Source organism: Desulfomicrobium apsheronum (genome assembly GCF_900114115.1).
Taxonomy (GTDB): Bacteria; Desulfobacterota; Desulfovibrionia; order Desulfovibrionales; family Desulfomicrobiaceae; genus Desulfomicrobium; species Desulfomicrobium apsheronum.
Genome location: NZ_FORX01000002.1, coordinates 236,590 through 261,906 on the forward strand (window position 1 = coordinate 236,590; position 25,317 = coordinate 261,906).

24 protein-coding genes are annotated in these 25,317 nt (G+C 58.9%); 7 read left to right on the forward strand and 17 right to left on the reverse strand.

The window, feature by feature from the left end:
• Positions 1 to 65: 65 nt before the first annotated feature.
• The 6 genes from BMZ40_RS03200 to BMZ40_RS03225 all read right to left on the reverse strand — a co-directional run bounded on the left by BMZ40_RS03200 (position 66) and on the right by BMZ40_RS03225 (position 4,990).
• Positions 66 to 407 (reverse strand): phenylpyruvate tautomerase MIF-related protein, encoded by a 342-nt coding sequence (locus BMZ40_RS03200; protein ID WP_092372684.1) that lies wholly within the window; start codon positions 405 to 407, stop codon positions 66 to 68.
• Positions 408 to 426: 19 nt separating this feature from the next.
• Positions 427 to 918: a universal stress protein gene (locus BMZ40_RS03205; protein WP_092372685.1), complete on the reverse strand. Its 492-nt coding sequence runs from the start codon at positions 916 to 918 to the stop codon at positions 427 to 429.
• A 9-nt stretch (positions 919 to 927) separates the two neighbouring features.
• Positions 928 to 1,902, reverse strand: a complete 975-nt coding sequence (locus tag BMZ40_RS03210; RefSeq protein WP_092372686.1) for a serine/threonine protein kinase — start codon at positions 1,900 to 1,902, stop codon at positions 928 to 930.
• A gap of 21 nt (positions 1,903 to 1,923) precedes the next feature.
• On the reverse strand, positions 1,924 to 2,874 hold the full coding sequence (locus tag BMZ40_RS03215) for a YbgA family protein (RefSeq protein WP_092372687.1): 951 nt from the start codon (positions 2,872 to 2,874) through the stop codon (positions 1,924 to 1,926).
• Between the two features lie 119 nt (positions 2,875 to 2,993).
• On the reverse strand, positions 2,994 to 3,482 hold the full coding sequence (locus BMZ40_RS03220; RefSeq protein WP_092372688.1) for a pyridoxamine 5'-phosphate oxidase family protein: 489 nt from the start codon (positions 3,480 to 3,482) through the stop codon (positions 2,994 to 2,996).
• Positions 3,470 to 4,990: an SDR family oxidoreductase gene (locus BMZ40_RS03225; protein WP_092372689.1), complete on the reverse strand. Its 1,521-nt coding sequence runs from the start codon at positions 4,988 to 4,990 to the stop codon at positions 3,470 to 3,472. Before BMZ40_RS03225 ends, BMZ40_RS03220 begins: the two co-directional genes overlap by 13 nt.
• Positions 4,991 to 5,122: 132 nt before the next feature.
• Between BMZ40_RS03225 and BMZ40_RS03230 the strand changes: the two genes are divergently transcribed.
• A complete protein-coding gene (locus BMZ40_RS03230) occupies positions 5,123 to 6,598 on the forward strand; it encodes a leucyl aminopeptidase (protein ID WP_092372690.1) in 1,476 nt (491 codons plus the stop codon).
• Between the two features lie 541 nt (positions 6,599 to 7,139).
• Positions 7,140 to 7,700 carry an RNA 2',3'-cyclic phosphodiesterase gene (gene thpR, locus BMZ40_RS19455; protein WP_177192998.1) on the forward strand — a complete coding sequence of 187 codons (561 nt, stop codon included), beginning with the start codon at positions 7,140 to 7,142 and terminating at the stop codon, positions 7,698 to 7,700.
• Here the strand turns inward: thpR and BMZ40_RS03240 are convergent.
• Genes BMZ40_RS03240 through BMZ40_RS03255 form a run of 4 tightly spaced genes read right to left on the reverse strand, consistent with a single transcriptional unit; the run spans position 7,697 to position 10,630 of the window.
• A complete protein-coding gene (locus BMZ40_RS03240; protein ID WP_092372692.1) occupies positions 7,697 to 8,017 on the reverse strand; it encodes a nucleotidyltransferase domain-containing protein in 321 nt (106 codons plus the stop codon). The two genes, thpR and BMZ40_RS03240, sit on opposite strands and share 4 nt — an antisense overlap.
• Positions 8,014 to 8,424: a nucleotidyltransferase substrate binding protein gene (locus tag BMZ40_RS03245; RefSeq protein WP_092372693.1), complete on the reverse strand. Its 411-nt coding sequence runs from the start codon at positions 8,422 to 8,424 to the stop codon at positions 8,014 to 8,016. Before BMZ40_RS03245 ends, BMZ40_RS03240 begins: the two co-directional genes overlap by 4 nt.
• A gap of 53 nt (positions 8,425 to 8,477) precedes the next feature.
• Entirely contained in the window at positions 8,478 to 10,229 is a 1,752-nt protein-coding gene (locus BMZ40_RS03250; RefSeq protein ID WP_092372694.1) for an aldehyde ferredoxin oxidoreductase N-terminal domain-containing protein, read from the reverse strand.
• Entirely contained in the window at positions 10,226 to 10,630 is a 405-nt protein-coding gene (locus BMZ40_RS03255; protein ID WP_092372695.1) for a 4Fe-4S binding protein, read from the reverse strand. The genes BMZ40_RS03250 and BMZ40_RS03255 overlap by 4 nt, the downstream gene beginning before the upstream one ends.
• 129 nt (positions 10,631 to 10,759) lie before the next feature.
• On the opposite strand from BMZ40_RS03255, the gene BMZ40_RS03260 reads away from it, so the two are divergent.
• Complete coding sequence (locus BMZ40_RS03260) at positions 10,760 to 11,077, forward strand: hypothetical protein (protein ID WP_092188441.1); 318 nt, start codon at positions 10,760 to 10,762, stop codon at positions 11,075 to 11,077.
• Positions 11,078 to 11,140: 63 nt separating this feature from the next.
• Here the strand turns inward: BMZ40_RS03260 and mnmG are convergent, their stop codons facing one another.
• The 7 genes from mnmG to BMZ40_RS03295 all read right to left on the reverse strand — a co-directional run bounded on the left by mnmG (position 11,141) and on the right by BMZ40_RS03295 (position 21,831).
• On the reverse strand, positions 11,141 to 13,021 hold the full coding sequence (gene mnmG / locus BMZ40_RS03265) for a tRNA uridine-5-carboxymethylaminomethyl(34) synthesis enzyme MnmG (protein ID WP_092372696.1): 1,881 nt from the start codon (positions 13,019 to 13,021) through the stop codon (positions 11,141 to 11,143).
• A gap of 4 nt (positions 13,022 to 13,025) precedes the next feature.
• On the reverse strand, positions 13,026 to 14,255 hold the full coding sequence (locus tag BMZ40_RS03270) for a M20 family metallo-hydrolase (RefSeq protein ID WP_092372697.1): 1,230 nt from the start codon (positions 14,253 to 14,255) through the stop codon (positions 13,026 to 13,028).
• Positions 14,256 to 14,365: 110 nt separating this feature from the next.
• Complete coding sequence (locus tag BMZ40_RS03275; protein ID WP_092372698.1) at positions 14,366 to 14,635, reverse strand: PxxKW family cysteine-rich protein; 270 nt, start codon at positions 14,633 to 14,635, stop codon at positions 14,366 to 14,368.
• A 311-nt stretch (positions 14,636 to 14,946) separates the two neighbouring features.
• Positions 14,947 to 15,654, reverse strand: coding sequence for a hypothetical protein (locus tag BMZ40_RS03280; RefSeq protein WP_092372699.1), 708 nt, complete (start codon positions 15,652 to 15,654; stop codon positions 14,947 to 14,949).
• Positions 15,655 to 16,351: 697 nt separating this feature from the next.
• Positions 16,352 to 16,540 carry a hypothetical protein gene (locus BMZ40_RS03285; protein WP_092372700.1) on the reverse strand — a complete coding sequence of 63 codons (189 nt, stop codon included), beginning with the start codon at positions 16,538 to 16,540 and terminating at the stop codon, positions 16,352 to 16,354.
• Between the two features lie 23 nt (positions 16,541 to 16,563).
• Positions 16,564 to 19,212: a PEP/pyruvate-binding domain-containing protein gene (locus BMZ40_RS03290; RefSeq protein ID WP_092372701.1), complete on the reverse strand. Its 2,649-nt coding sequence runs from the start codon at positions 19,210 to 19,212 to the stop codon at positions 16,564 to 16,566.
• A 144-nt stretch (positions 19,213 to 19,356) separates the two neighbouring features.
• A complete protein-coding gene (locus BMZ40_RS03295) occupies positions 19,357 to 21,831 on the reverse strand; it encodes a PEP/pyruvate-binding domain-containing protein (protein WP_092372702.1) in 2,475 nt (824 codons plus the stop codon).
• A gap of 263 nt (positions 21,832 to 22,094) precedes the next feature.
• Between BMZ40_RS03295 and BMZ40_RS03300 the strand changes: the two genes are divergently transcribed.
• The 4 genes from BMZ40_RS03300 (at position 22,095) to BMZ40_RS03315 (ending at position 25,287) form a co-directional block, all read left to right on the forward strand.
• Positions 22,095 to 23,510: a sigma-54 interaction domain-containing protein gene (locus BMZ40_RS03300; RefSeq protein WP_092372703.1), complete on the forward strand. Its 1,416-nt coding sequence runs from the start codon at positions 22,095 to 22,097 to the stop codon at positions 23,508 to 23,510.
• A gap of 1 nt (position 23,511) precedes the next feature.
• Positions 23,512 to 23,886 (forward strand): NifB/NifX family molybdenum-iron cluster-binding protein, encoded by a 375-nt coding sequence (locus tag BMZ40_RS03305; RefSeq protein ID WP_218143737.1) that lies wholly within the window; start codon positions 23,512 to 23,514, stop codon positions 23,884 to 23,886.
• Between the two features lie 122 nt (positions 23,887 to 24,008).
• Entirely contained in the window at positions 24,009 to 24,431 is a 423-nt protein-coding gene (locus BMZ40_RS03310; protein WP_143075522.1) for a hypothetical protein, read from the forward strand.
• A 289-nt stretch (positions 24,432 to 24,720) separates the two neighbouring features.
• Complete coding sequence (locus BMZ40_RS03315; protein ID WP_092372705.1) at positions 24,721 to 25,287, forward strand: CBS domain-containing protein; 567 nt, start codon at positions 24,721 to 24,723, stop codon at positions 25,285 to 25,287.
• The last annotated feature ends 30 nt before the right edge of the window (positions 25,288 to 25,317 follow it).

A 25,317-nucleotide genomic window follows, 5' to 3' on the forward strand; every position in this document is an offset into this window, starting at 1 on the left:
CGGGATTCCAACCGTCCCGGCCCCGGCTCCCTTACACGAGGTCCCGCTGTCAGGCAAGATGCGGGTCAGGCGAAGGTGCGTCCGTCCCAGGCCCATTTGCCGGGTTCCGCATCCTTGAAGACGATGTAGATGCGCGGGCTTTCGATGCCTGCTTGCGTCTGGATCATTTCCGTCAAGTCCCCGGCCAGCTTCCCGATCAACTCGTCCTTGAGTCCGAGGGCGCTCAAGGTCACGTGCGCCACGGGCTCCTCGTTGCCGCCGAAGAACATGGAGACGTCATCGTTGATGATGACCATCATGTAGGTTTCGGCCTTGCAGAGCTCCGTGCAGACACAATCGGAAAGAGAGCGCATGAGCTTGTTCTTGTCCTGGACGCGAATGTTGGTCGTAACTTCAAGGCAGGGCATGTTTCCTTCTCCTCCTGAATTATTGCACCACCCAGACGGTGCAGTCCTTGGCGAGATGCGTGACCTTGGTGGTCACACTGCCGAATAGAAACTCCTCGGCGCGGGACACTCCCCGCCGGCCGATGACCAGGGTCCCGAAATCGCCCTGCTGTTGGACCTGCAGGATGTCGCGGGCAATGGACGTGCCGATGCTGCACTGCTGCGCGGCGGGGTTCACCGGGGACTGGCAATGCGGAACATAGGAAATGGTCACCGCGTCCGGCGCAATGCCCTGTCCGGTCAGGTTGGACTTGGCTTGTTGCAGGAAGGTGCGGATGCGCAGTTCCTGGGCCTGACCGGCCTCGACCCAGGAGGCCTCGTCCGGATACAGGTCGCGGTTGGGCGGACGCTCGATATAGAGGACCGTGATCAAAAAGCCCGTACTGGCTCCGAGCAGTTCGGCGACATAGGTCACGGCACGGGCCGCGTTGTCAGAGGCGTCCACGGCTATGAGAATTTTCTTGGGGTCCATGTTCTCTCCTTAACTGTTGATTCGCCCGCGACGGATTTCGTCGAGGCAGGGCGCAAGGTCTTCAAGCATTTCTCCGACATTGAAATAGAACACTTCGGAGGCGGAGGAAAAGTGCATGAGCACGTTGTTCAACGCATGGGGCACATAGGGATAGACTTTTCGCAGATTGGCCAGACGGTTCTTGAAAAGCATGGAGAAGTCCGCCGCTTCAAAAGAGACATCCGCCTTGCCGTCAAAGTCCGGTCGCGGGATGTTGAAGGTGGTGCAGAATTTCTTGCCGACCAGGAACAGGAGCAGATTGCCAAGGCCAAAGATGTCCAGACCGGAGGGGTTTTCCTGGAATTCGTAGGTGTAGTCGAAATCAATCCACACGTAGTTGCCCGTACCCTGCTCCAGCCAGAGGTGGTCGCGGCGGATGTCGCCATGGTTTTCGCCGTGCTTGTGCAGAAATTCGATGGCGCGGCAGGCTTCGACGAACTTGTCCAGGATGTCCGGCAGCAGTTCGAAGAAATAGGTCCTGTGATCGACCTCCAGACGGTCGACGTGCAGCGAGAGAAGCTCGCCCTTGACCACATCGAGAACACGCACGTTGTTTCCGGCCGCGTCGTCGTGGGAGTAGCCCTGCATGAAACGCATGTCGCCCCTGACCAGATCAAGGATGCGCGCCTCCTTGCGCGGGCTGCGAAAGCATTCGATCTCCATGCTGCCCATGGATACGGGAAAGCGCTCGTAAAAGACCAGCTTCAGGATCTTTCTCTCTCCAGTGGACAGCTCCCGGCAACGCTTGACCCAGTATTTGGGGTCTTCCACACCGAAGCTGCGTTCCTTTTCGTCCCGCAGCACCAGGAAATACCTGCCATCCAGATCGATCACATCGCCGTATGTGATGTTCATGAACTCCGTGGTGTCGGTAAGCAACTGCCCGGCCCGCTTGCGCGGGAAATCCGGGTCGAAGCGGCTGATTATTTCATAGGCATTGGTCATGCGCGTCTCCTGCTTCTTGCTCTAGGCGTGGTTGCGCAACTTGAGTTCCAGGGGATGGGGCCGCAGATACGTTTGGTCCTGAAGGTAGAACTCCTCATATTTGAGCACATAGTGATTGAGCAGGGTCACGGGCACGATGAGCGGCAGGAAGCCGCGAGCGAACTGGTTGATGAGTTCGATCAGTTCCTGCTTTTCGTCCGGTAGCAGGTCGTTCTTGAAATAACCCATGATGTGCTGCAGCACGTTCCTGTGCTTGGGCGGCGTGGCCTTCATGCGCATGGCGGTCATGAGATGCTCGTGGTAGCTCTTGAAGAGTTGCTCCTTGGGCATGGCCTTGCCGCCCGCCACCAGTCTGCCCATGGCCCGGTAGATTTCGGGGCTGTGGGCCAGGAGCTGGAGCTTGTGCCGGGTGTGAAAGGTGATCAGATTGCTCAAGGTCTGGCCGGATTTGATCATGTCGCGGTAGCGGCGCAACACGAAGATGCGGTCGATGAAATTTTCGCGCAGGTGAACGTCGTGCAGGCGTCCCTCCTCTTCGACCGGGAGCAGGGGGAAGTGCTGCATGAACATGCGCGCGAAGATGCCGACGGATTGCCCGGCGAGGTTGCCCGATTCCGAATAGACCTTGACCCTCTCCATGCCGCTGGATGGGGATTTGCTCTTGAAAATGAACCCGCACAAGTTTTCGGATTCCAGTTCAGCCAGACGGCCGGCGGCCCATTCCTGCATGCGCCGGGTGTGGTCGACGCGGGTCTTCTGGGTCAGAAGTCGCGGGGACTCCGGGTCGCCCACCAGACGCAGGGCTTCGCGCGGAATGGGCAGGCCGCATTCCACCTCCGGACAGACCGGAACGTATTCCACATATTCGCCCAGGGTCTTGGTCAGGAAGGGGTCATGCTTGTGCCCTCCGTCGTAGCGGACCTTGTCCCCGAGCAGGCAGCGGCTGACTCCCAGCCGGATGGGTCGGTTCATGATATTCTCCTTGCCGGGCCCGCAAATCCGTGGCGGCATGCGTCGGCTCCGGTTGTTTTTTTAAATATTCCCCAATTGCCGCCTTGCTGTCCAGGATCACGCGAAGATTTTCAAAATCATCATCCAAGACCGATGCGGGTCAGCTTCTGAAAATTGTTGACCAGGCAGTAGCTGTCAACTTTTAGCTCCATGACAGCGCTGTCGGATGCGGCCGCGAAGGCGCTCAGATTCGGGTGCCTTCTTGAAAAGAGATTCACCGCCTTGTGCCTGCGTTCTCCGTCGAGTTCGGTGGCGAATGCGGTCACCGTCAGGGCCTGCGCGTTGGCTGGATCGGACGGATCGTTGCGGGCCGTGCTGACCAAAAAGGAGACATTGGGGTTGGAGCTCATGTTGTCGTATTTCGCGGTTTGGCGCGGGGTTACGATGATCAGGGTCCTCAAGTCATGGGTCGCGGCAAAGGCCATCTGGCTGCACAGGGGTATGTCCATGAAGGAGGTGGCCAGAACTCCGGAGCGCTGTTCGCCAAGGATGGCCTCCAGGGTTTCGCGGATCTGCGGATCGGCGATGGTGGTCTCCACAAAGTTCGGTTGGGTCATCAAAGTCGGCATTGCGAGCCCTCCTTGGGTGGGGTGATGGGTCCGAAAAGAATTTTTCCGCCGATCTTGCGGGCCAGCGCCGTGAGCATGCCCCGAAAGAGCGGCCCATGCACGGGTATGAGAGGGTACCAGTACACGATGCCCCACAATCCCCGGGGTAAAAAGCGGGCTCGCAGGGTCACTCTGGTGCGGCCTGGGCGCTCTTCATCCACATCGAACTGGAGCAGGGCTTCGCCCGGCAGTTTCATTTCGGCCAGCAGGCGAAGGCGGCGATTTTCTTCGACGACCAGCACTCGCCAGAAGTCCAGGGCGTCACCAACGCGCAGTTGATCAGGATCACGCCGTCCGCGCCGCAGACCCGGACCGCCGATGAGCTTGTCGCATATTCCCCGGATTTTCCACATCCAGTTTCCGTACATCCAGCCTTCGTCCCCGCCGAGACGGACAATGGCTTTCCAGACCTGGGACGGGGTGGCGGCCAGGGTCAGGGTGTGCGCCGACTCCAGCACCGTGCCTCCGGCATAGGGCGCGTCGCCGCAGTCTATCCATTCCGGCACGCGTTGCAGGCCGGCGTCGGACCAGCAGGTTTCCACCTCGTGGCGGACCGTGCGGTCGAGCGCCCTGCTGATGGCCTCTTCGCATGTGAGCAGGCGGGCCGGGACAAGCTCCCGGATGCTGTTTTCCCGGCACACAACCTTGTTGCGCAGCCCTTCCGCCAGGGGACGCGACAGGCTGGCGGGAACTGGCGTGACCATCTGGATCCAGTAGGAGGAGAGCTTCGGCGTCAGGACGGGGACCGGTATGATGAGGCGCTGTCGCAGTCCGGCCACGCGGGCGTATATGTCGAAAAGATCGCGGTAGCTCAGAATGTCCGGGCCGCCGATGTCCATGGTGCGCCCAGCCGTCTCGGGATTTTCGAGACACCCGGCCAGGTATTCGAGCACGTTGGTCACGGCGATGGGCTGGCACAGGGACTTGACCCAGGCCGGAGTGATCATGACCGGCAGGCGGTCCACCAGATAACGCAGGATCTCGAAAGAGGCGCTGCCCGAACCGATGATCATGGCCGCCCGCAGCCAGGTCAGGGGGACCGGCCCGCTGCCCAGGATCTCGCCGACTTCCATGCGCGATTTGAGGTGTTCGCTCAAATCCTTGTCCATGTCGCCAAGGCCGCCCAGATAGATGATCCGTTCAAGACCGGCCTCCTTGGCCGCGTCGCGCATGATGATGGCCGCTCGCTTGTCGCGGTCCTCGAAATTCTTCACGCCCGGATACATGGAATGAACCAGATAGTAGGCCGCGTGACATCCGCGCAGGGCCTCTGTCAGCGCGGGCTGGTCCAGGGCGTCGGCCTGGGCCAGTTCCACGTTTTCATGGGCCGCGAAAGGCCTGCACCGCAGCTTCTCCGGATTGCGGCCCACGGCGCGCACTCTCCAGCCCCGCTCAAGCAGGGCCGCGACCAGGCGGCCTCCGATGTAGCCGGTGGCTCCGAGCACGGCGACGGTGCGGTTGTCTTTCATTCCACAACTCCTGATAATGTTTGAGGTTACAGATAGTTCCTTCGCGGCGTCTGGCAACCGTCTTTACTCTCGTTCCAAGGCAACCTAATGTTTCCGAATGGCCCTTCAATATTTCATACTGACGAGGTTTTTATGAATATACATGTATTTCGGGATGGTGGCGAGTTGAAAGATGCCGTGCTGCTCATGTTCCGCTCCGAAGGAAAGGATTGGAGCGAAGCGGATCAGGAACTTGCACGGCTTTTCGGCCTTGATCCAGTGATTTCCTTTTCGGGCAAGGCCGGACGGACCAGGCTCTGCTCCGCGTCTGGCGGGTCGTGCCTGCTTGTGGGACTCGGCAAAGCCGACGATCTTGATCTAGACGGATTTCGCGCTGCCGTGGGCACGGCTGTTCGCGCCGCCGCGAGCCAGGAGCTTTCCTGCCTGGCTGTGGCCTCCGAGCATTTGGATCGGCTGGAGTTGGCCGATGACCTGACGCTGGAGTGCGTCGTGGCCGTACGGCTGGCCAGTTATCGTTTCGTAGCCTTCAAGTCCGATCCCGGCGAAGAGGACTGCCCCCGGAGCCTGGCCGTCTGGAGCAGGGATACGGACATGCAGGGCAAAGTGGCCCGGGCGCTGGCCGTGGCTGAAGGAGTGGCCCTGGCGCGCGATCTGGTCAACACTCCGGCCAACGTGGCCACGCCCGAGCATTTGGCCGGCGTTGCCCGTGACCTTGCCGCCCGGTTCGGGTTCGGCGCGCAGGTCTTCGGTCCCAAAGAGATCATCGAGATGGGCATGGGCTCCTTTGCCTCGGTTTTTCGCGGCAGCGACACCCCGGCCAGGTTCATCGTGCTCGACTCGGCGCCGGGCAGCGAGGCAAGGCCGTTGGTCTTCGTGGGCAAGGGCGTGACTTTCGATACTGGCGGCATCTCGCTCAAGCCGTCCGCGAAAATGCATGAGATGAAAGGGGACATGGCCGGAGCCGCCGCCATTCTGGGCCTGTTCATGGCCTTGGGCCGGGCCGGTGAAAGTCCGAGGCGGGTGATCGGGCTGCTGCCGTGCACGGAGAATGTGCCGGGCAGCAAGGCTACCAAGCCCGGTGACGTGGTCACGGCCATGAACGGCAAGACCATCGAGATCCTGAATACCGATGCCGAGGGCCGCCTCATCCTGGCCGACGCTCTGGCCTACAGCGCGCGCTTCGAGCCCGAGATCCTGGTCGATCTGGCCACCCTGACCGGAGCCTGCCTCGTTGCCCTGGGCACCAAGGTCGCGGCGGTCTTCTCGACCACGGCCGAGCTTGATGGGCGCATTCGCGAAGGCGGCAGCCGCGTGGGCGAGCGTTACTGGCCCATGCCCCTTTGGGCGGAATACGGCGTGCCCCTGAAAGGCGAGGTGGCGGATCTGAAGAATATCGCCACTCGGGAGGGCGGGGCGATCTACGCGGCCATGTTCCTGAAGAACTTCGTGCCCGAAGGCGTGGACTGGGCCCATCTGGACATCGCGGGCCCGGCCTGGACAGATGAGAATATGTCCATTTTCAGGCCCGGAGGAACCGGGTTTGGCGTGCGGACATTGTGGGAGCTGATTGGCGCGTATGCCGGGGAGGAGGGGGAGACGGCGCTTTAGGCGGTGGATGGAGTTAGAGGCGAAGTTGGAGTCGGAGGAAGAGTTGGAGTTGGAGGAAGAGCTTGAGTCGGAGCTGGAGCTTGGTAGGTGGGCGCGTGGCTGGGGTTGGGCGGTGTCGGAACTGGAGCTTGGTAGGTGGGCGCGTGGTCGGGTCTGGCCGGGGACGGAGCGTCGAAACTCCCTCCGCCGGCCTCGTAATGCTTCCCCGCTGCGTGCAGAGAACACCGGCCTTCGCTGCGTACGGTCAAGCAGCGGGGAAACAAACGATGCCAGGCTCGGTCAGACAGTCGACGCCCCGTCCCCGGCCAGACCCGACCACGCTTGGTGTCAGGGCGGAAGGGGGAATGGAGAGAGCGCGGTCATGCCTGCCGTTTGTCCATTTCTGGTAAGTCCGAGTTGCCCACCTCCGCGTCATCCCCGCGAAGGCGGGGATCCAGGCATCTTGGTAAGGCCGAGTAGCTCCACCTCCGCGTCATCCTCGTGCAGGTGGGGCTCCAGGCCTTTTTGGCAGCGCAGCAAAAATTCAGCGGAGCGGAATCTCATGCGGCTTTTCATAGGCATCCCCCTTCCCGGCGAGTACGCGCAAATCATTCGTCAGATTCAAGCGGCCTGGAAAAAGCGCCTGGCCTCTAAGGTGTCGTGGGTGCGGCCGGAACTGGCTCATGTGACGCTCAGGTTTCTGGGCGAAGTGGATGAGGACAAGGTGCCGGTCATTGTCCAGGCAATGCAGGACGCGGCCCGGGGGAGCTTTGCGGCGCAGGGGGGAGCGGGCGGCTTTTTTCCTGCCGTGGGCGCGCCGCGTGTGATCTGGATCGGTTTGCGCCAGGGACGCGAGGAATGCGCGGCGTATTTTGAAAAGCTTGATGGAGGATTGGCGCAGGCCGGATTTTCTGCCGAGCAAAAACCCTTTTCCCCGCATCTGACCGTGGCCCGGGTCAAGGCTGCGGCCCGAAATGATGAGTGGTCCGGTCTGCTCGTCGATTTGAAGAGGGATTGGCCCGCGTTCACGGTGAGCCATGTCGTGCTCTGGCAGAGCATCCTCAAGCCTTCCGGGCCGGAGTATCGAAGAGTGGCGGAAGTAGGACTGGCGGGCCGGAGCTAGCGTCGCTCGAAGATCACCTGGCCCACCCGGTCGATATGTTCGAGCAGTAGCGGTTCCGTGATGGCATCGTAATTCACGACGTCAAAAAAGTAAGGCATTGGCGCTTCCTCGTTGAGAAGGCTGGCCAGCCGGATTGCGGATTCGTAAGCAAGGTTTTTTCCCTTGATGGCCAAGTCTACATCTGAACCGGGTTTGTGCGTGCCTTTGGCCCTTGAACCAAAGAGAATGACCTGATGTATTTCGGGAAGTTGCGTTGCGGCGTGGGCGATCAGCGCCAGGTCGCTCTCCAGCAGGCCAATGCCGGAATGCGCGTTCATGGCTGTTGCCCGATCTTGTCGCGGAAAACCGTATGCAGGGATTTGAGCAGGGGGAAGTAGGCGTTGCGGATTTTTTGTTCCACGATGTTTGCCGTCTGCTCGTTGTAGGTATGTGTGGTCAGGTTGCGGTCTTCCAGGGCGTTTATCCAGGCATGGCCGTCGGCGATGATGCCGGATTGATAGGCCTGCTTGATGGCCTGACGAGGGCTTGTGATCGTAAACCCTTCCGCCTCCTGATAATCCTTGAGCAGTTTCCAGCTTTGTTCGAAAGCCATTTCAAAAAATTGGATGAGTCCCGCCCGTTCGATGATTGTCATTTTTTCGATGGTCATTGCCGATTCCAGCAAGGCAAATGATTTATCGAACTGGTCGAATCTCTGCCGCCAGCGTACATCATGGGTATTCATACCCTGCCCCTCGTAAATGGGCCGGAGTGTCTGCTCCGGCCCGGCAAGTGTTTCTAATTTTTTTCCTCTGAGCGCCCCATCTCGCTTATGGCCGTGGCATAGGCCATGCGCAAGCTTTCAAGGTACTCTGGGTCGGCCTGCCCTTTCCAGGTGGTGACTTCCAGGAAGCGTTTGGGGATCTTCACTCCCATGGGGTCGAAGCCGCCCGCGATCCGGGCCTGCCAGCGCAGCTTCTGGATGGAGGCCGCCGCGTCGTCCAGGCTGTCGGCCAGGTTTCTGCCGCCGAGCACAGTCAGGCATTGGCGCAGGGTGTCCGGGTCATAGACCTTGCGGGCGAAGAGACAGGCCACCATCGAAGTCAGGATCACCCGCTCTCGCTCGTCCTCAAGTAGAAAGGTCAGGGCCTTGTCCACGTCCTTGGGCGCGTTGGACTGGTCGTAGCTGTAGGCTCCGGTGTCCAGGTGCGAGTGCCGAAGGCCCAGGGACTGGGCCACGTAGAAGACCTCTCCGGTGGCGTACCCGGCCATCTCCTGCCCCAGCACGCAGGCGAAATCCTCGCCTCCGTAATGTTTGGCCGCGACCATGGTTCCGGCCGCCAGAAGCTTCCAGAACTCGTTTGCCGCCCCCGCCAGCAGGTGCACGGCTTTGAGATAGCCCCGGACTTCGCCGAAGCGCAGTTCGATCCCGGTCTGTTCCGTCGTGACCACGCCCTTTTCAAGGGCCTCCGTGGCCCAGGCCAGGGCCACGCCGCCGCTCATGACGTCGAGGCCCGCCTTCTCCACCTCGTCCATGACCGTGAGCACGTCCGGTGCATGGGTCAGTCCGAGCATGGAGCCCGTGGCAAAGATGGGCTCGTAGTCGTATCCCACCTGCCGGTAGAGATACTGGTTGTCCTTGTCGAATTTCTCGCGCACGAAGCCGATATGGATGCAACCCACCGGACAACCCGAGCAGGCGGCATTGCGCAGCAGCGTGTCGTCGGCGAAGCGTTCGCCCGTAATGCCTTCGATGCCGGGGTCCGAGGTGGCCTGAAGGTTGCGCCAGGGCAGGGCTTTCAGTTCATTGAGCGCCTCCAGGTTCGAGGCGGTGCCCAGATTGTGGTACTTGCGCATCATGTCCGTGTCCGTGACCTTGCGGAAGATGTCGGCGTACAGGGCCCCATATTCCTTGCCCTCGGGCAGATTCTGGGAGCCGTTGCCCTCGATGGCGATGGCCTTGACGTTCTTGGCCCCCATGACCGCGCCTCCGCCGAGACGACCGAAATGGCGGTAGGTATCGACATTTATGCAGGCCATGGCCGACTTGTTCTCTCCGGCCGGGCCAATACGCATGATGGTTCGGTGTCCGGAGCCCTTGAGGATGCGGCGCAGGAGTTTGCCGGTGGTCAGGGCGTCCTTGCCCCACAGGTAGCCCGCATCCATGAGTTCTATGATGTTGGCACCCAGGTGCAGAACCGTGGGACGCTCGGCGCGGCCGATGATAACCAGGGCGTCCAGTCCCGCGAAGCGCAGGGCCAGGGCGCTGCGGCCGCCCGCGTGGGATTCGGCGTACTGGCCGTGTAGGGGAGAGGTGAAGGCGCAGACGGTCTTGCTTATGAGCGGAAAAAATCCGGTCAGGGGGCCGATGCAGAAAATAAGGGGCTGCCCCGGATCATCCCAGGCCATGCCGGGCTTTGCGTAATCGAGATGAAGTTTGGCGGCCAGACCCGACCCGCCGATGAATGTATCCACGCCGGGCATGGAGCGGATGGTGGATCGGCCCGTGGACAGGTTGACTTCCAGGATCTTGAAGGTGTCAGCTATCATGATTCCACCTCCTGCATTTCCAGACAGTCGTGGGGACAGAATTCCACGCAGTTGCCGCAGTGGATGCAGACATAGGGCCTGCCCTCTCGATCCTGGGCGATGGCGTCCACCGGACAGGCGGCGACGCATTTGCCGCACTGGATGCAGAGTTTCTTCTGCTGGGTGACTCCGCCGCCCTTGCGCTGCTTGAGGCTGCCCGTGGGGCAGGCCACCGCGCAGGGGGCAGGGTTGCAGGCCAGACAGACCTTGGCCAGAAAGCCGGTGGAGAGGCCGCCGGAGGACAGAATGCGGATGCCGGCATTTTCCCAGGACAGGCATTTGTGGACCACGCGGGCGCATGCCAAGGAGCATGAATGGCAACCGATGCATCGGTCCATGCGGGTCGCGACGAGTTGTTTCATAAGTGCTTTCCTGTGAAAGGGGTTCTAAAAAAATAAAGGTATGTGTCTTTGGCGCGATTGTGAAGGGGTGAGTGGGTGGTTTACAAGCCGGGACAAACGTGAAAGCGAGAAGCGGCACAGGAGGTGAACGTGGCGGAACGTGTTTTTTCCATCGTGACCAGACCGGATACGGGACTGGAACTTTTCGAGATCATTCAGGATCATGTCCGCGAACTGCATGGGCGCGGCATGGCCAGAACAGTGGGTTACGAAGTCATGAGCAACGGCCGGGTCATTCTCTTGAAGGTCCGGGGCCCGGAGGAAGATGTCATGCCTTCGGACGAAACCCTGGAGTCCGTGCTGGACGACGCCTTCGTGGCACGGCTTGAAGCCCTGGCCCAGGAATTGGTTGACGGATTTCATGTGCCGTCTTTTGCCCACTGCGCTTCGGAGTCGGGTGAGGATTGATGGCGGGGGATGAGCCCCCTGGTTTGAAAGTGAAGATTTAAGAACGGATTCGGACGGCCCTGATCAGAGCCGTCCGATTTTTTTGAGCTGAATCTCAAGGCACGACAAGGCCGCGGGCGTGATCCCGGAAATGCGTCCGGCCTGACCCAGGGTGCGCGGCTGGATACGGGTCAGTTTTTCCGTGACCTCGCGTGAGAGGCCGGGAATGCCGACGTAATTCATGTCTTCGGGCAGGGCCGTCTGCTCCATCTTTTCAAAGCGGTCCACCAGCTCCTGCTGGCGACGCAGATAGCCTTCGTACTTGGCCTTGATTTCGGCTTCCTCCAGCGCTTCTTCATCAAAATTTTCCAGCTCCGGCCATAGCGGCGCGAGAACCTCGATGGTCAGTTCCGGCTGGCGCAGCAGCTCCTTGAGGCTGACCGACTTTTGCGGGATCGTGCCACCCATGGCCTCGACCAGATCCTTGGTCGCGGCATCGGGGCGGACGCGGATAGATTCCAGTCCGGTCATGATTTCGTTCACGGCCGCCTGCTTGCGGGTGAAACGCTGCCAGCGGCTGTCATCGACGAGGCCAAGCTCGCGTCCGATGGCGGTCAGGCGCTCGTCGGCATTGTCCTCGCGCAGCAGGAGCCTGTGTTCGGCCCGGGAGGTGAACATGCGGTAGGGTTCAAGCGTGCCCTTGGTGACCAGATCGTCCACGAGCACGGCTATGTAGGCCTGGCTGCGGGTCAGGATCAGCTCGGGTTCGCCGCGCAGGGCAAGGACGGCATTTATAGCCGCCCACAGTCCCTGTCCGGCAGCTTCTTCGTAGCCCGATGTGCCGTTGATCTGCCCGGCCATGTACAGGCCGCGCACCAGCTTGGTTTCCAGGGTGGGTTTTAGCTGTGTCGGGGGAACATAATCGTATTCGATGGCGTAGCCGGGCCGGATGATCTGGGCCTTCTCAAGGCCCGGAATGGACGTCACCAGAGCTTTCTGGATGTCCAGCGGCAGGCTCGTGGGGATGCCGTTGGGGTAGACCTCGTGACTGGTCAGGCCTTCGGGCTCGACAAATATCTGGTGCCGGTCCTTCTCGGGGAAACGGGCGATCTTGTCCTCGATGGATGGGCAATAGCGCGCTCCGGTGCCCTTGATGACGCCGGTGAACATGGGCGAGCGGTCGAATCCGGTGCGGATGATCTCGTGGGTGCGCTCCGTGGTGTAGGTCACGAAGCAGGGCAGCTGCCGGAGTTTTATGCCGGGGCTGTCGAAGCTGAAGGGCCGGGGCGGATTGTCTCCGGCCTGTTCCTCCATGACGGAATAATCGATGGACGATTTCAGCAGCCGGGGCACGGTGCCGGTTTTCAGGCGTCCAAGTTCGAAACCCAGTTCGGTAAGTCGTGGCGAGAGGCCGTGGCTTGCCGGATCGCCCTGGCGTCCGCCGCTGAAGCTGTCGAGGCCGACATGAATGAGGCCTTGCAGGAACGTGCCCGTGGTCAAGAGCGCCGCACGGCAGGCAATGGTCTCGCCCAGTGTGGTCACGACGCCCGTGACGCGGCCGTCCTCAACGGTCAGGGACGCAACCGTCTCCTGGCGCACGAAGAGGTTCGGGCAGGTGAAGATGTCCTGCTGCACGACCCGTACGTATTCGGTGCGGTCGATCTGGGCGCGGCTTGAGCGTACGGCGGGCCCCTTGCGGGTGTTCAGGATGCGGAATTGGATTCCGGCTTGATCGGCCCATTTGCCCATCATCCCACCCAGCGCGTCGATCTCCTTGACCATGTGCCCCTTGGCCAGGCCGCCGATGGCCGGATTGCAGGACAAATGTCCGATGCGGTCGGCGTTGATGGTCAAGAGAAGGGTCTGCATGCCCATGTGCGCGGCCGCCATGGCCGCCTCGCAACCGGCATGGCCGGCGCCCACGACAATGACGTCAAAGATATCGGGCACGGTCGGGATGGTCATGTGCTTATGCCTGGTCGTCGAAAAGAAGATGGGCGAACACCCGGGCGTCGGCGATGGTGGCCGTCACCGAACAGTGCTCGTTGGGCTGGTGCGCCGTGTGCATGAGCGTGGACCAGCAGACGGCGGGAAGGCCCCGCTTGCGGAACGCCGCCGCCACGGTGCCGCCGCCGATTCCAATCACGCGCGCTTCAAGCCCGCGTGTCTTCTGAAGCGCGGCGGTCAGCCGTATTACGGCCTCGCAGTCGGCAGGCGTCGCCGGGGCTGCCTGTTCCTTGACCACGGGCGCGAAGGCGATGCGCACGCCCCGCTCAAGTTCCACCTTGTCGCAGATTGTCCGCACTTCCCGCTCGATATCTTCCAGAGGGTAGGTGGGCAGCACTCGGCAGTCGAGATGAAAGACGTCCTGGCCGGGGATGGTGTTTACGTTGGGGACGTTGGCTTCCATCTTCGTCGGAGCAAAGGTGGATATGGGCGGGTCGAAAAGCGGATCGCAGGCGTCGAAGACCGTGTGCAGGCGGTCCAGGGCCAGAATCAGCGCCGAGGCGCCAATCAGCGAATTGACTCCGGCCTCCGGGGTCGAGGCGTGGCACTGCTTGCCCCGGACCGTGAACCTGAGCCAGAGCACGCTTTTTTCGGCGACCTCGATGGCCTGGCCGTCAGGGGTCCCGAAATCCGGGATGACGATCAGATCGTCGGGGGCAAAGACATGCGGATGATGGCGCATGATGTATTCGATGCCATGCGTGTTGCCCGTCTCCTCGTCGGCCGCGAGCAGGATGCCGAGGGACAGGTCCGTTCGCGCCTGGGTCGTTTCAAGGGCGCGCAGCAAAAGGAGCGCGCTGACCATGCCCTGATGGTTGTCCTCCACGCCCCGGCCGTAGATGAGGTCTCCCTCCTGGCGCAGGACAAAAGGATCTCCCTGCCACAGGGACAGGTCCCCGGTGGGTACCACGTCGGTGTGCGCGATGAGCCACAGCGTGCGCGGGCTTTTGCCCGGTCGCCTGATGATCAGGTTCGGGCGGTAGCCGCAGTCGACGTTTTCGTCCGGAGCCTTGATCGTTTCCGTCTGGACACCTTGAAACCGGGCCACATGATCGGCCAGGTACTCGACCTTCATTTTCTCACCCTGCCCCCCATTGGTCGGGCCAAGGGCGGGTATGGCCACAAGGTCGGTCTGCAACCGCAGCAATTCATCGCGGCTGTTTTCCAGGAGTTCTAGCACGGTGCTCAGCATGGTGGCGTCCTTCGGGGTTGTGGATGACTTCAAGAGTCACTTCTGCCCGGAATTTTGAAGAAAAAAAAGGCAGGAAAAACCTGCCTTGTACGAAGTCCGTGATGAAAGGCTTAACGACCTTTGGCTGCGCGCTTGGATGCCTTGAGCGGGTTGACCTTGGCCTTGCCCTTGCCGGGTGCGGTCTTGGTGTGAGTCGAGAAATTGCAGGTTCCCAGTCTCCACTTCGCTGCCGGCTGGGGATATGTACCGCAAAATTTGGCTCCCTCGAATTCTCTGATCCGCTCGCAGCCTTCACACTGTTCCACAATCGGGTGCATTACAACGCCGTTGACCTGAACGCCTTCGTCGGTCTTAACGGCATTACTGAAATCTACTGCCATGAGGCTCCTCCATAATTTTGTCCTGAAATGCTGCCGCGTCTTCGGCCGGTGAAAATAGCGGCTTTACGCTGATCACCGGAAACTCGCTTTATTTTTCGAATCAAACATAAAAGTCAAGCTTTTTTTCCTCCATCGGGAGGCGCCTTCCTTCCTCGGCCCAGACTGCAAGCACCTTTCCAGGTGTGCGTCTTTTTTGGCGCCTTCTGGAAAGGTTGCGTCCAGATGGCATCCAGAAAGCCTGGCATAAAGAAACCAGAGCCTGCGTGAGGCCCTGGTTCCTGGTTTCGCACGTCTGTCTTTTGGCCGTGAATCTACTGGGGCTTCTTGGGATCTTCAAGACTCAGGAAGGACAACTCGTCGTCATCTGACTTGCCCGAGGCCTTTTCCGGGGAATCGGTCCCGAAATCAAGGAGAATCTCTGTCTCCTCGGAAAATGAAGGCTTTTTGGTAGCTGCGGATTTGGAGCGTGGCTCATCATCCAGGGGCGCGAGCATTTCTTCGAGTTCCGGAATGAAAAGATCCTCGCGCTTGGGCTTGCTTGGAGTCGGCACCTGCGGGGCAGGCGGAGCGTCGAAGGAGGCGCTGAAGTCAAGCTCGACCATTTCTTCGGCAGGGAGCGTGTCCAGAAACAGATCATCTTCCGGCTTGGGTGCCGGCGCTTTTTGCACGGGAGTCGCTTCCTTGGCCGGGACCTCGGTCATGGTGAAGTCCAGATCCGGAAAGTTCGAGACATCGATGTCGGAATTCTTTGTGGCGGTCGCGGCGAGTGGCGCGGCCAGATAGTCCCCGGAAGCGGTGCTTGTGTCGTTTGCATGCGCACGAATCTCGGTTTTCTGCGTCATTGCGGAAAAATCGGGCTCGGGCTGTTGTGTGGCGGCTTCCTGCTTCAGCCAGTTGACTCCAGAGGCGGAGATCCAGCTCAGGTAAAGGGCCTTGCGGGATTCTTCCCAGTCTGCTCCGCACTTGGGGCATGCGCTGACGTGGTCGAAGGAATGGAATTTACATTTTTTACAGTACATGATGTGTCCTGAATTGGCGTTGGTTTATGTTTGCGCATACCCCTGTACACTGAAATGCTTCTCTTATGCAAGCAGCCGGGTCATTGATGAAAAATGAAGTTATGCGCATCAGGTTCCGCAAAACTTCTCGGCATGTTGGACAAATTCGAGCAGTCGGCACCCGGGAACAGTTTCTTGCAAAGCGTGTATAAGGTCGTGATATGCACCGTTCGCAGGCGAGAATTGTTCGTGGAAGCACAAAAAAAGGGAGGCGGGAGACTTTCGTTTCCCGCCTCGCGTAAAACCGAGATGACTAAAAACCAGATGCGATGTGATTCCGGTCCGTTCGCTCGGCCTGTTCTGGGCCGGCGGTTGGCATCCATGTTGTCATTGTGACTGGAATAAACGCCTCTACAAGTCTGTTACCTGTGTTACCTTGGGAGTTTCCTTCCAACGCGCCTTTCAACCAACAATTTGTTCTTGGTTTCTGACCAACGCGCCTCTTTCTTCAAAGCGAAAGATGTTCCCTAGGAATGTTTACAGCCGACACGCCTGTGATAGAGGTTTTTTCCTGATTTCCTTCCAACACGCCTCTGCAGTACAGATTTGGTTGTCGGTTTCTTTTGAACGCCACCTTGAGACATCAGAACCATTTTAAATCCACATGATGCAGGTTCTTGATTTGAACTAATACTGCAAAGCAAACAAAAGTCAAGATCTATTTCTTGCGCATTCTGTCGGCCATGACCTTGGTGGCGGCGGCGAAAATGCCGCAGACGATGCCCATGAAGAAGGCCTTGACCGGCTCGTAGCCGAACCAGCTGGCGATCATGCCGATGGAACCGCCGATGATGACTCCGCGCATGATGGCATGACTTGGAGTGTTTTCGTTAGATCTGTCGTTCATTTTTCCTCGTATGTAAGCCTTTTTCAGGCCTTGCTTTTTGCATCCATCATCGCGTGAAGCTGATTCAGGATGCGTTTTTTATAGAATTGGACCACGTCTTCCTTGTTCATGATCATGTCCAGCTGCCTGGTGTGGATGAGTATGTGCCCCAGGATTTCCAGATGATTTTCGATGAATTCCTGGTCGCAGTCGTCCAGTCGGGCGAAAAGCGCGTCTTCGCGCACTCTGGTCCGGAAGTTGAATTCGTCAAGTATTTCTCCGACGAATTTCGCCCTGCGAACCTTGCGCTGGTGATCTGCGGCTCCGCCCTTGAACTGGAAGCGGATGTAATTTTCACGTGACCTTGGCCCGGCCAGGGCCTCCACGGACGTAAAGTGGTAGCCGAACCGCGACTGCAGGTTACAGAAGTGTTTCGAGATCATGAAATAATTTTTTTCCGAGAACTGGGACGCCATGGCCGGCTCCAGGTTCCTGTTGGTCGCGGACTGGAAGAGCACCGACATGAAGCCCTTGCAGTCAATGCACGGGGGCCCTTCCCAGGGATAGGCCACGATCCCGCGCCACAGCGCGAGCATGGGAACGGAGGTGATCTTGTCCAGCGGGATCATCTTGTCGCCGGTATCGCTGACAAATCCGTCCTCGAGATTGATGATCCACCATTGCATGGGCACGATGGTCTTGAGCTGTTTGCTCGATCTTGGAGAAAAATTGTGGTCGCGGCCGAAGCTGAACATCTCCTGCACGGATTTTTCATGGCAGAAGCGGGTGATGTCGTGCAGCGACTTGCAGTTGGCCGGAGTGAAGTCGAGCCCGTCGGGGTCCAGGAGGTTCAGGGGGATGATGTGGCGGTTGAGGCGCTGCAGCGTCTGGAAGACCGGACTTCCTGCCATCATGTTCGGCCGCTGTGGCTTACGGTCCAGGAGGGTTTCCTGGAGTCCGGCGTAGATCGCGCAATTGTCGGCGTCGAGGGTGATTTCCTGTCCGGTTTCAAGGATGCTTGTGGCTGACGGGACGCCGAACAGGCCTGGGACCTTGAATTCCCTTGCCACGTTGGCCAAGTGGCCGGCGACGCTGCCCTGCTCGGTGATGACGCCCTGGCAGCGGTTCAGGACGGCGGCCCACTTGGGCGCGGCCTCCACGCAGACCAGGATGGCGTTGTCGGGCAGCACGAGGATGTCCACATCCTTGCGGACGATATGCACCACGCCGTGGGCTGTACCCGCACTGGCGGTCTGGCCTTCATGAACCAATGGAGTCACCCCCGGGAGCAGTTCCGAAGCCGACTGATCCTGGCGAACTTCCAGCGGTCGTGTCTGCAGGAGGACGAGCCTTCCCTCCGGGGAATAGGCCCATTCGATATCCTGGGGGATGTCGTAGTGTTTTTCTATGCGGACAGCCATGGTCGCGAGGTCCAAGATCTGAGGGTCGCTCAGGGTCGGTTGCTCGCAGAGCGCAGGATCGACCGATACCCGGCAGACGCCTTCAGCAGCCGAACAGACCAGCGATGATTCCTTGCGCGGCACCTTTCTTCCAATAATTCGCGGCTGAGGTTCTTTTTCCACGATGAATTCGTCGGTGGTCGCTGTGCCGTCGACCACGCCTTTGGCAACGCCCCAGGCGGAAGTGATGCGGACATGGGCACCCACGCCGTTTAGCGGGTTGGCCGTGTAGGCGACACCTCCGGCCTGCGAGGTGACCATGCCCAGACATCCGACGCACATCAGCACGTCATCGTCCCGGATGCCGAGCATGTAGCGGTAGGTCATGGCGTGAGCGGAATATTTGCTGGCAATGATTTCCTTGTAGCCGTCGACAAGGCTGTCCCGATCAAGGTTCAGAAGGGATCTGTGCTGGCCGGCAAAGGATGCCCCGGCGCTGTCTTCGCCCAGGGCGCTCGAGCGCAGCGCCACGCGGACATTGGACCCTTCGCGTTCACAGAGTCTGTCGTAGGCTGCGAGAATCGCGCTTTCGAGTTCGGGGGGGATCTCGGCGGCAAGGATCATGCCTCGGATCTTGGCGCACATTTCCAGCAGGGCGATGGGCTGATCCGTCTGTGGTTCTTCGTCCGGTTCGGGTCCTTGGGCGGCCCCGGCCGCGAAATGGGAGGCCATGGGATGGCCGAGTACGAGGCAGTTGATTTCGTCCCAGAGGCCTGAGTGCTGCATGAAAGTCATGTAAGCCTGGGCGGTGATGGCGAATCCGTCAGGGACCGGCACCTGCAGGGCATTGCGGAGTTCACCCAGGTTGGCCATCTTGCCGCCCACGTCGTCGATGTTGCGAGCCGTGATGCGATCCAGGTCCAGAATCAGGTCATTGCGGCGGGCGGTTTGGCGCAGGGAGAGTTCCTTTTGGATATTCTCCTGGATGGAGCGCATGGCGTCCCGCAGCCCGAGATACTTGCCCGGGGCCAGAAACAGGAGGTTTTCAACGATGGAAAAGACCTTGGCCGTGGCTCCGGTGACCCGCGACCTGAGGAAGTGCATGCCGAAATGCCGATGCCCCAGGGCCGCGCTTTCAAGGTCGGTCATGATGTCCAGGGCCGTGTTGTTGGCCGATAGGAGCCGTCGAAAGGCCTGGTATCTGGCCTTGAATACGTCATCCTGTCCGCTGTCCTCCTCTTGCGAGGGTGGGGTATGGGAAAGAAAGTTTCTGACACGCTGCATCAAGCTCATTCGTGCTCCATGCCGGGTGTTCCCGGTGGCTATATTCCGATTGCAGGGAACGTTCGGTCAATTTCCTTTTCTTCTGACACAAAAGAAGCCCGGCCCGCAACGGTCGCGGACAGCCAATTCCGCCGGGGGCGGGATGGGATGTGTTCAGGATCGGAGGAAGGAGTGACCGCCCTTGAAGAATTCATCGACCATCCGGGCGACCTCCTCGTCGTCGTTAAGGGACAGATCGAGGCTGCGGATTGATGCGAGCAGTCGTCCAAGGGTGGTCAGTCGGTCCAGAAAGCGGCTTTCGTCATATTTGCGGATTTCAGCCTTGAGCGCGTCGCCGGTCTGGCTGACGCGGAACCCGAGTCGACGCAGTATGCCGGCCAGAAGCGTGGCGCGACGGACGCGGTACGTGTATTCTGCGGCGCCGCCTTTGAAGGAGAAGGTGATGTAGTTGTCGTTGATAACCGGCCCGACATAGGCGTCCACTGTGGCGAAGTGGTTGCCGAGTCGCCCGCTGAAATTCACGTAACTTTTTGATACGACGGCGTAACTCGCAGCCTCCGGGATGGCGGCGGTCTGGGCGCCGGTCACTTCGGGATGCATCATTCCGGCCAGGAGCGCCTTCAGGGGCTCGCAGAGGAGTTCTTCTTCGCTGACGGTGATGTCGCTATCGCCCGGCACGACGCCATCGCCCAGATCGTACAGAAAAATCTTGAAGGGCAATCCGGTGCGCAGTTCATGGGCAGCGCTCTGCGCGTGCGGGAGTTCGTCCGAAAGTCGGAACATCTCGTGCATGGCCACTTCATGACAGAAGCGGATGATGTCGTGCAGGGTCTGGCATCCTTTTGGTGTGAAGTTCGGCATCAGCGGGTCGACCAGATTCAGAGGAATGATGAACTTCAGCGCCTCCTGCAGGGCCTTGTAGACGGGACTTCCCTTCATGAGGTTGACGGGTCTGCGTTCCGAGAGGATTTCCTGGACCCGGCCTGCGTAGACCACCCCGTTGGTGGCGTCGAGAGTGATTTCCGTGCCGTGGGCAAGAAGATGGGTGGCTCGTCCCACGTCCACGAGCGTCGGGATGCCGAATTCGCGAGCCACGGAAGCCATGTGTCCCGTGGTGCTGCCGATGTCCGTGATGATGCCGGCGACTTTGCCCATGGCGGCCACGTAGGCTGGCGATGTCTGTCTTGCCACCAGGATTGCGCCTTTGGGTATGTCATCGAGAGCGTGGTCGGACTGTACGGAATAGACCATGCCCGAAGCCATCCCAAGGGCCGCCGGCTGGCCGCCGCACAGGAGCGGGGTCCGACCGGGCACGAATTCGCAGCATTCGGCCCGGTCGGTTCCTTCGGCACGCATCAGCGGCCTGGACTGCAGGACGAAGAGTCGGTCTTCGTGGTCGAGGGACCACTCCACGTCCTGGGGCATGCCGTAGTGCGCTTCGAGTCGCAGGCCGTATTCGACCAGAGTCCGGACCTGATCGTCCGACAGACAGGATCGTTTCCGGTCTTCGTCGGGCACGGGCCTTGAGACGATACCGCCTTGGGGCAGAATGGTGAAGGCCGAGGCTTTGTCTCCGGTCTCGGCGGTGATGGCTGTCCGGTCCGAGCGCCGGATGCGCCAGAAGTCAACATGCGAGGATCCGTCGACGACGCTCACTCCGAGTCCCCAGGCGGCGGAGAGAAGCACATCGTCGCTGTGGGCGGAGTTTGGATCAATGGTGTAGAGCACGCCGCTGGCCTTGGCCTGGACCATGTTCAGGACCAGGACGCTCATCATCACGTCCTGTTCCGAATAGCCCTTGGAACGACGATAGAAAACGGCCCGGGCGGTGAAGGCGCTGGCCACCACGGCGCTCCAAGCCCGCGGGAGGGCGAAGGGGGTGGCGCCAAGAACGGTCGCGTGCTGGCCGGCGAAAGAAGCATCGGAATCCTCGCAGACAGCAGATGAACGCACGGCCAGACGCACGTCGGGGCCGAACCGGGACACCATGCCACGAGCCTGCTCCTGCAGTGCCTTGTCCAGGTCGGGGGGCAGGGGCGCGATCATGATTTTTTCGCTGGCTTTGGCGCAGATCCGCTCCAGGGCGCCTATGTCCGTGATGTCGATTCCGGCAAGTTGGTGCCGGAAGGTTTCGAGAAGCCCGGTATGCCCAAGGAAAAGGGCTGCTGCCGAAGCCGTGACGGCGAAGCCCAACGGCGTGGGCAAGCCGACACGGTTGCGGAGCTCGCCGAGGTTCGCGGCCTTGCCGCCCACTTCGTCCAGGTTTTCAAGAGAGATTGCATCGAGTGGCAGGACGAGATCCTGGCCGTCGAATGTCCGCTCGCGCAGGATAGCCTGCAAGGCATCCCGGGCGAGGTCTTGAAGGCTTCGGAAGAGAACGTGGTGCTGGCCTCCTGTCAGCGCGTTCAGGTCTTCGACCAGGGAACATCCTTGTTCGATAAGGCTCTGAATGGTCTGTAGCGAGTCTTCACGGGTGAAAGGCCGGCCTTCGTAGACAAGACGTTCCAGGCCGGCCATTTCTTCGAGGATGAGGTTGTTGCTGGCCAGCAGGCGCTTGAAAAAGCGGAATTTCATCGTTGGGTCGGCTTTTTTTGTAGGGCCCGGCTGATTCGGTTCCTGTTGTCTCATGACGTCGACTCCTGGCTGGCGCACACAGCGTGAGCCTCGGCCGGGCCAATGATTCCACCATGATCCTTTCCGGTCGACTTGTTCTCGTTGACAATCACAAGGAAAGTGCCATTGAAGCGGTGGATGAAAGCCCGGTTGGGGACAGGATGGATATCACTCTGCGGGGTTTGACTTCCGGAGTGAATCGGGCACCGCACATTTCGAAGCCGGTCTTCTCTTGAATTGGCGAGGATTTTTTTTGTTGACTGAAATGAAGGAAAAACATGGACTGCAGTGAGCCAAGGCTGATTGTACAAGGACTGTTCAAAGATCCAATTGATTTTCAGCAGATTCTCGATATGATGTCTAATGGTGTCATTGTGCTTGATCGGGACCGCAGAGTGGTGGCCGTAAACAATGCATTCGAGGTTCTGACGGGTTTTTTGCGCGAGGAGGCCCGTGGTGTTCGTTGTGCTCATATCACCCGCAATTCCGTTTGTAATCACCGCTGCCCCGCATTGTCATCGCCGGATTCCGGACAAAAGAGGTGTCATACCGGAGACATCATCTCCAAGGACCGTGTCAAGATACCCGTTCGGATCACCCTTTCGCCTGTGTATTCTCTGAACGGCGAACACCATGGCTATCTGGAGATCATAGAGGATCTTCGTGTCAATCTATCTTGGGACTGGGAACGTGTCCACCATGAACGGTTCGGTCATCTCGTCGGCAACAGCCCTGAAATCCAGAAGGTCTTTCACATGCTGCCCTTGATCAGCCAGTCGGACTCTTCTGTGCTGATCACGGGCGAGACCGGCACAGGCAAGGATCTTGTGGCCGAAGCGGTTCATCGGTCTTCAGAACGTGCCCGGGGTCCCTTCGTCAAGATAAACTGCGGAGCCTTGCCGGACGCCCTACTTGAGTCGGAGTTGTTCGGTCACGTCAGGGGCGCCTTCACGGGGGCCACGGAGAGCAAAACCGGGTGGGTCAGGCAGGCCGACAACGGAACCTTGTTCCTTGCCGAGGTCGGAGACCTCAACTACAATCTTCAAACAAAACTGCTGTCGTTCCTTGATGACAAGGTGGTCTACCCACTGGGTTGTTCGGAGGGTGTCAAGGTCAATGTCAGAATTATCGCTGCCACATTGAGGAATCTGGAGCAGATGGTCCAGCAGAACACGTTTCGCAGCGATTTGTTTTTTCGCCTTAACGTCATCCGTCTCAATCTTTCCCCTTTGCGGGAGCGGGAGGGGGACATTCTTCTCCTTCTGGATCATTTCTTGCGTTCTTTTTCCCAGCTGTTCAGAAAGAATATCGATGGCTACTCCGACGAGGCGTTGCGGATCCTCATGGATTTTCGATATCCTGGAAATGTCAGAGAGTTGCGAAACATTGTTGAGTATGCGACGAACGTGTGTCAGGGAAATAAGGTACTTCCAGCACATCTTCCGCTTTATGTTCGCGAGGGAAATCCGGCCCATCCACCGGAAACCTTGCCTTGGGGGGTGCCATCTGTCGCCCCTCTCAATATTTCCGCGTCGGACAAATCCATCGAAATGACCTGGAGGGATATGGAGAAGAAGATGATTCTCAAGGCGCTGGCCCAAGCCAAGGGCAAACGAGCAAAAGCTGCTGAAATTCTTGGCTGGGGCAGAAGCACACTCTGGAGAAAGATAAAGGACCACGGACTGGATTCCTGAAATGATGAAAGATGAACGTGGCAGGCAGGTGCTTGTGGTGGTTCAGGACGGACAGGTGGCTCCCCGATTTGATCTGGCTCTTGAGGTCGTCATGTCCCGTGATGACGCGGATTCCGTCAGGACGCTGATTCTGGCGCAGAATTCGGCCGAAAAACTCTGTCACCTCATTCTCGAAAGCGGGATTGACGCAGTCATCTGTGGCGGTATCGAGGAAGAGCACCATCAATTCCTGGCTTGGAAGAAGGTTAAGATCACCGATAACGTCATCGGTCCCATGGAATGGGCTCTGGATCGCTGGAAGGCGGGGCTTTTGAAACCCGGGGATATTTTTGAGCGTTGTGTTGGATGGACTGCGTCAAGTCACGGTGAGTCCTGATCCTCCGTGTGTTTTTGCTGCTGCGGAGAATTGCCTGTACTCGTTGCGTCGGAGTATTCTTTTAAGGCTTTTCGGTATTGGGCGCATCTTTTTCACAGGATGAGCATGTTATGAAGTCAAAAATGAACAAATTTCAGGTGTTTGAACATCCCTCCATGGCTCGCGTGGCGGTCAAGGCCGGCTTTTCATGGCCTGCACTGATCCTGGGAGTGTTCTTTTCCAGCATGGGCTGTATCGTCTGGCTCTTATTCAACAGATTGTGGCGTTTCGCCGCTCTTTGGGCTGCGATTCTCGTTATATTTATTTTTCTTGACAGCACCATAAGAACTTCGATTCATGATACCTCTCTTCAATCGATGTTCCAGGTCGCACTATTCGCTTTATTCTTTCTCTCTTCTCTCGTCCCTGCGTTCAAGGGTAATGCCTGGAAAGCAGGAAAGTTCTCAGCACTTGGGTATTCTCATGTGCGCACTATCCGCGCATCCTCGTCTCACAATGCCATGAAAATGGTGGACCAGGAACCCCAAGTCCCGGCCGAGAAATAAGCGAAAGAGCCTCACCAAATCCATTCTCTTAAGGTGTCCGTTGCGGCTGGTCCTCGACGGACTTCTTGGCGTTCCGGTTGCTTTTACCGGAAATCTGAAAAAATCTTGGCAGGGAGACATTGTCAGGCCAAAATGTGTTTCGTTTTGTTTCGTTTCATAATGTTTCAATATGTCGTTCATTTTGATTTAAAACGTGTTGACACATTTTTCACAAATGATTTAATAAAAAATGGCTTCTCGAAAATAATAAGTGAGAGACATACCCCAAGATTTTTAAGGAGGGATATCGATGGTCACAGAAACAATCGTCCGGGACTTGATGAAGCCATTGGTTGAGTTTCCCCGCATTTCTCAGGATGCGACGTTCGGGGAAGCCGTAGCCGCTTTGGACAAGGCTCGGGCTGACTTTTCAGCCGGTCGGACCAAACAGTTCACTTTGCTGGTGGAGGGTGATCGGGGCAGGATTATAGGAAAAGTATCGCCCATGGATGTTATCCAAGGCTTGGAACCTGGCTACCTCAAAATGATCGATTCCAGCGGACTTCGCTTCAAGGACGTCAATTATGTTGTTGAAACCATGAGGCAGAAGGCTCGGCTTTGGGTAAAACCCTTCGACGACCTGTGTCTGTCAGCCATAACTTTCAAGGTGAAGGAATTCATGCGCGTTCCTTCGGAAAGTACTCGTATCAAGGCCGAAGACTCCCTGGATGCTGCTTTCCATCACTTTCTCTCGGGTCGTCATGACTCTTTGTTTGTTGTTGATGGCGACACGGTTTCGGGGATTCTCGCTTTTTCTGACGTATACCGAGAAGTGTCGAGAAGGATTACTGAAGTTTGCCAGATGAGTCCCGAGTAAACAGGATATGTTTTTCTGCGAGGAGGAATT

What these genes read in the sequence shown, in the direction of transcription:
- BMZ40_RS03200 (WP_092372684.1), bottom strand. Translation starts at nt 407, where the DNA reads ATGCCCTGCCTTGAAGTTACGACCAACATTCGCGTCCAGGACAAGAAC.
- BMZ40_RS03205 (WP_092372685.1), bottom strand. Translation starts at nt 918, where the DNA reads ATGGACCCCAAGAAAATTCTCATAGCCGTGGACGCCTCTGACAACGCG.
- BMZ40_RS03210 (WP_092372686.1), bottom strand. Translation starts at nt 1,902, where the DNA reads ATGACCAATGCCTATGAAATAATCAGCCGCTTCGACCCGGATTTCCCG.
- BMZ40_RS03215 (WP_092372687.1), bottom strand. Translation starts at nt 2,874, where the DNA reads ATGAACCGACCCATCCGGCTGGGAGTCAGCCGCTGCCTGCTCGGGGAC.
- BMZ40_RS03220 (WP_092372688.1), bottom strand. Translation starts at nt 3,482, where the DNA reads ATGCCGACTTTGATGACCCAACCGAACTTTGTGGAGACCACCATCGCC.
- BMZ40_RS03225 (WP_092372689.1), bottom strand. Translation starts at nt 4,990, where the DNA reads ATGAAAGACAACCGCACCGTCGCCGTGCTCGGAGCCACCGGCTACATC.
- BMZ40_RS03230 (WP_092372690.1), top strand. Translation starts at nt 5,123, where the DNA reads ATGAATATACATGTATTTCGGGATGGTGGCGAGTTGAAAGATGCCGTG.
- thpR (WP_177192998.1), top strand. Translation starts at nt 7,140, where the DNA reads ATGCGGCTTTTCATAGGCATCCCCCTTCCCGGCGAGTACGCGCAAATC.
- BMZ40_RS03240 (WP_092372692.1), bottom strand. Translation starts at nt 8,017, where the DNA reads ATGAACGCGCATTCCGGCATTGGCCTGCTGGAGAGCGACCTGGCGCTG.
- BMZ40_RS03245 (WP_092372693.1), bottom strand. Translation starts at nt 8,424, where the DNA reads ATGAATACCCATGATGTACGCTGGCGGCAGAGATTCGACCAGTTCGAT.
- BMZ40_RS03250 (WP_092372694.1), bottom strand. Translation starts at nt 10,229, where the DNA reads ATGATAGCTGACACCTTCAAGATCCTGGAAGTCAACCTGTCCACGGGC.
- BMZ40_RS03255 (WP_092372695.1), bottom strand. Translation starts at nt 10,630, where the DNA reads ATGAAACAACTCGTCGCGACCCGCATGGACCGATGCATCGGTTGCCAT.
- mnmG (WP_092372696.1), bottom strand. Translation starts at nt 13,021, where the DNA reads ATGACCATCCCGACCGTGCCCGATATCTTTGACGTCATTGTCGTGGGC.
- BMZ40_RS03270 (WP_092372697.1), bottom strand. Translation starts at nt 14,255, where the DNA reads ATGCTGAGCACCGTGCTAGAACTCCTGGAAAACAGCCGCGATGAATTG.
- BMZ40_RS03275 (WP_092372698.1), bottom strand. Translation starts at nt 14,635, where the DNA reads ATGGCAGTAGATTTCAGTAATGCCGTTAAGACCGACGAAGGCGTTCAG.
- BMZ40_RS03280 (WP_092372699.1), bottom strand. Translation starts at nt 15,654, where the DNA reads ATGTACTGTAAAAAATGTAAATTCCATTCCTTCGACCACGTCAGCGCA.
- BMZ40_RS03285 (WP_092372700.1), bottom strand. Translation starts at nt 16,540, where the DNA reads ATGAACGACAGATCTAACGAAAACACTCCAAGTCATGCCATCATGCGC.
- BMZ40_RS03290 (WP_092372701.1), bottom strand. Translation starts at nt 19,212, where the DNA reads ATGAGCTTGATGCAGCGTGTCAGAAACTTTCTTTCCCATACCCCACCC.
- BMZ40_RS03295 (WP_092372702.1), bottom strand. Translation starts at nt 21,831, where the DNA reads ATGAGACAACAGGAACCGAATCAGCCGGGCCCTACAAAAAAAGCCGAC.
- BMZ40_RS03300 (WP_092372703.1), top strand. Translation starts at nt 22,095, where the DNA reads ATGGACTGCAGTGAGCCAAGGCTGATTGTACAAGGACTGTTCAAAGAT.
- BMZ40_RS03305 (WP_218143737.1), top strand. Translation starts at nt 23,512, where the DNA reads ATGATGAAAGATGAACGTGGCAGGCAGGTGCTTGTGGTGGTTCAGGAC.
- BMZ40_RS03310 (WP_143075522.1), top strand. Translation starts at nt 24,009, where the DNA reads ATGAACAAATTTCAGGTGTTTGAACATCCCTCCATGGCTCGCGTGGCG.
- BMZ40_RS03315 (WP_092372705.1), top strand. Translation starts at nt 24,721, where the DNA reads ATGGTCACAGAAACAATCGTCCGGGACTTGATGAAGCCATTGGTTGAG.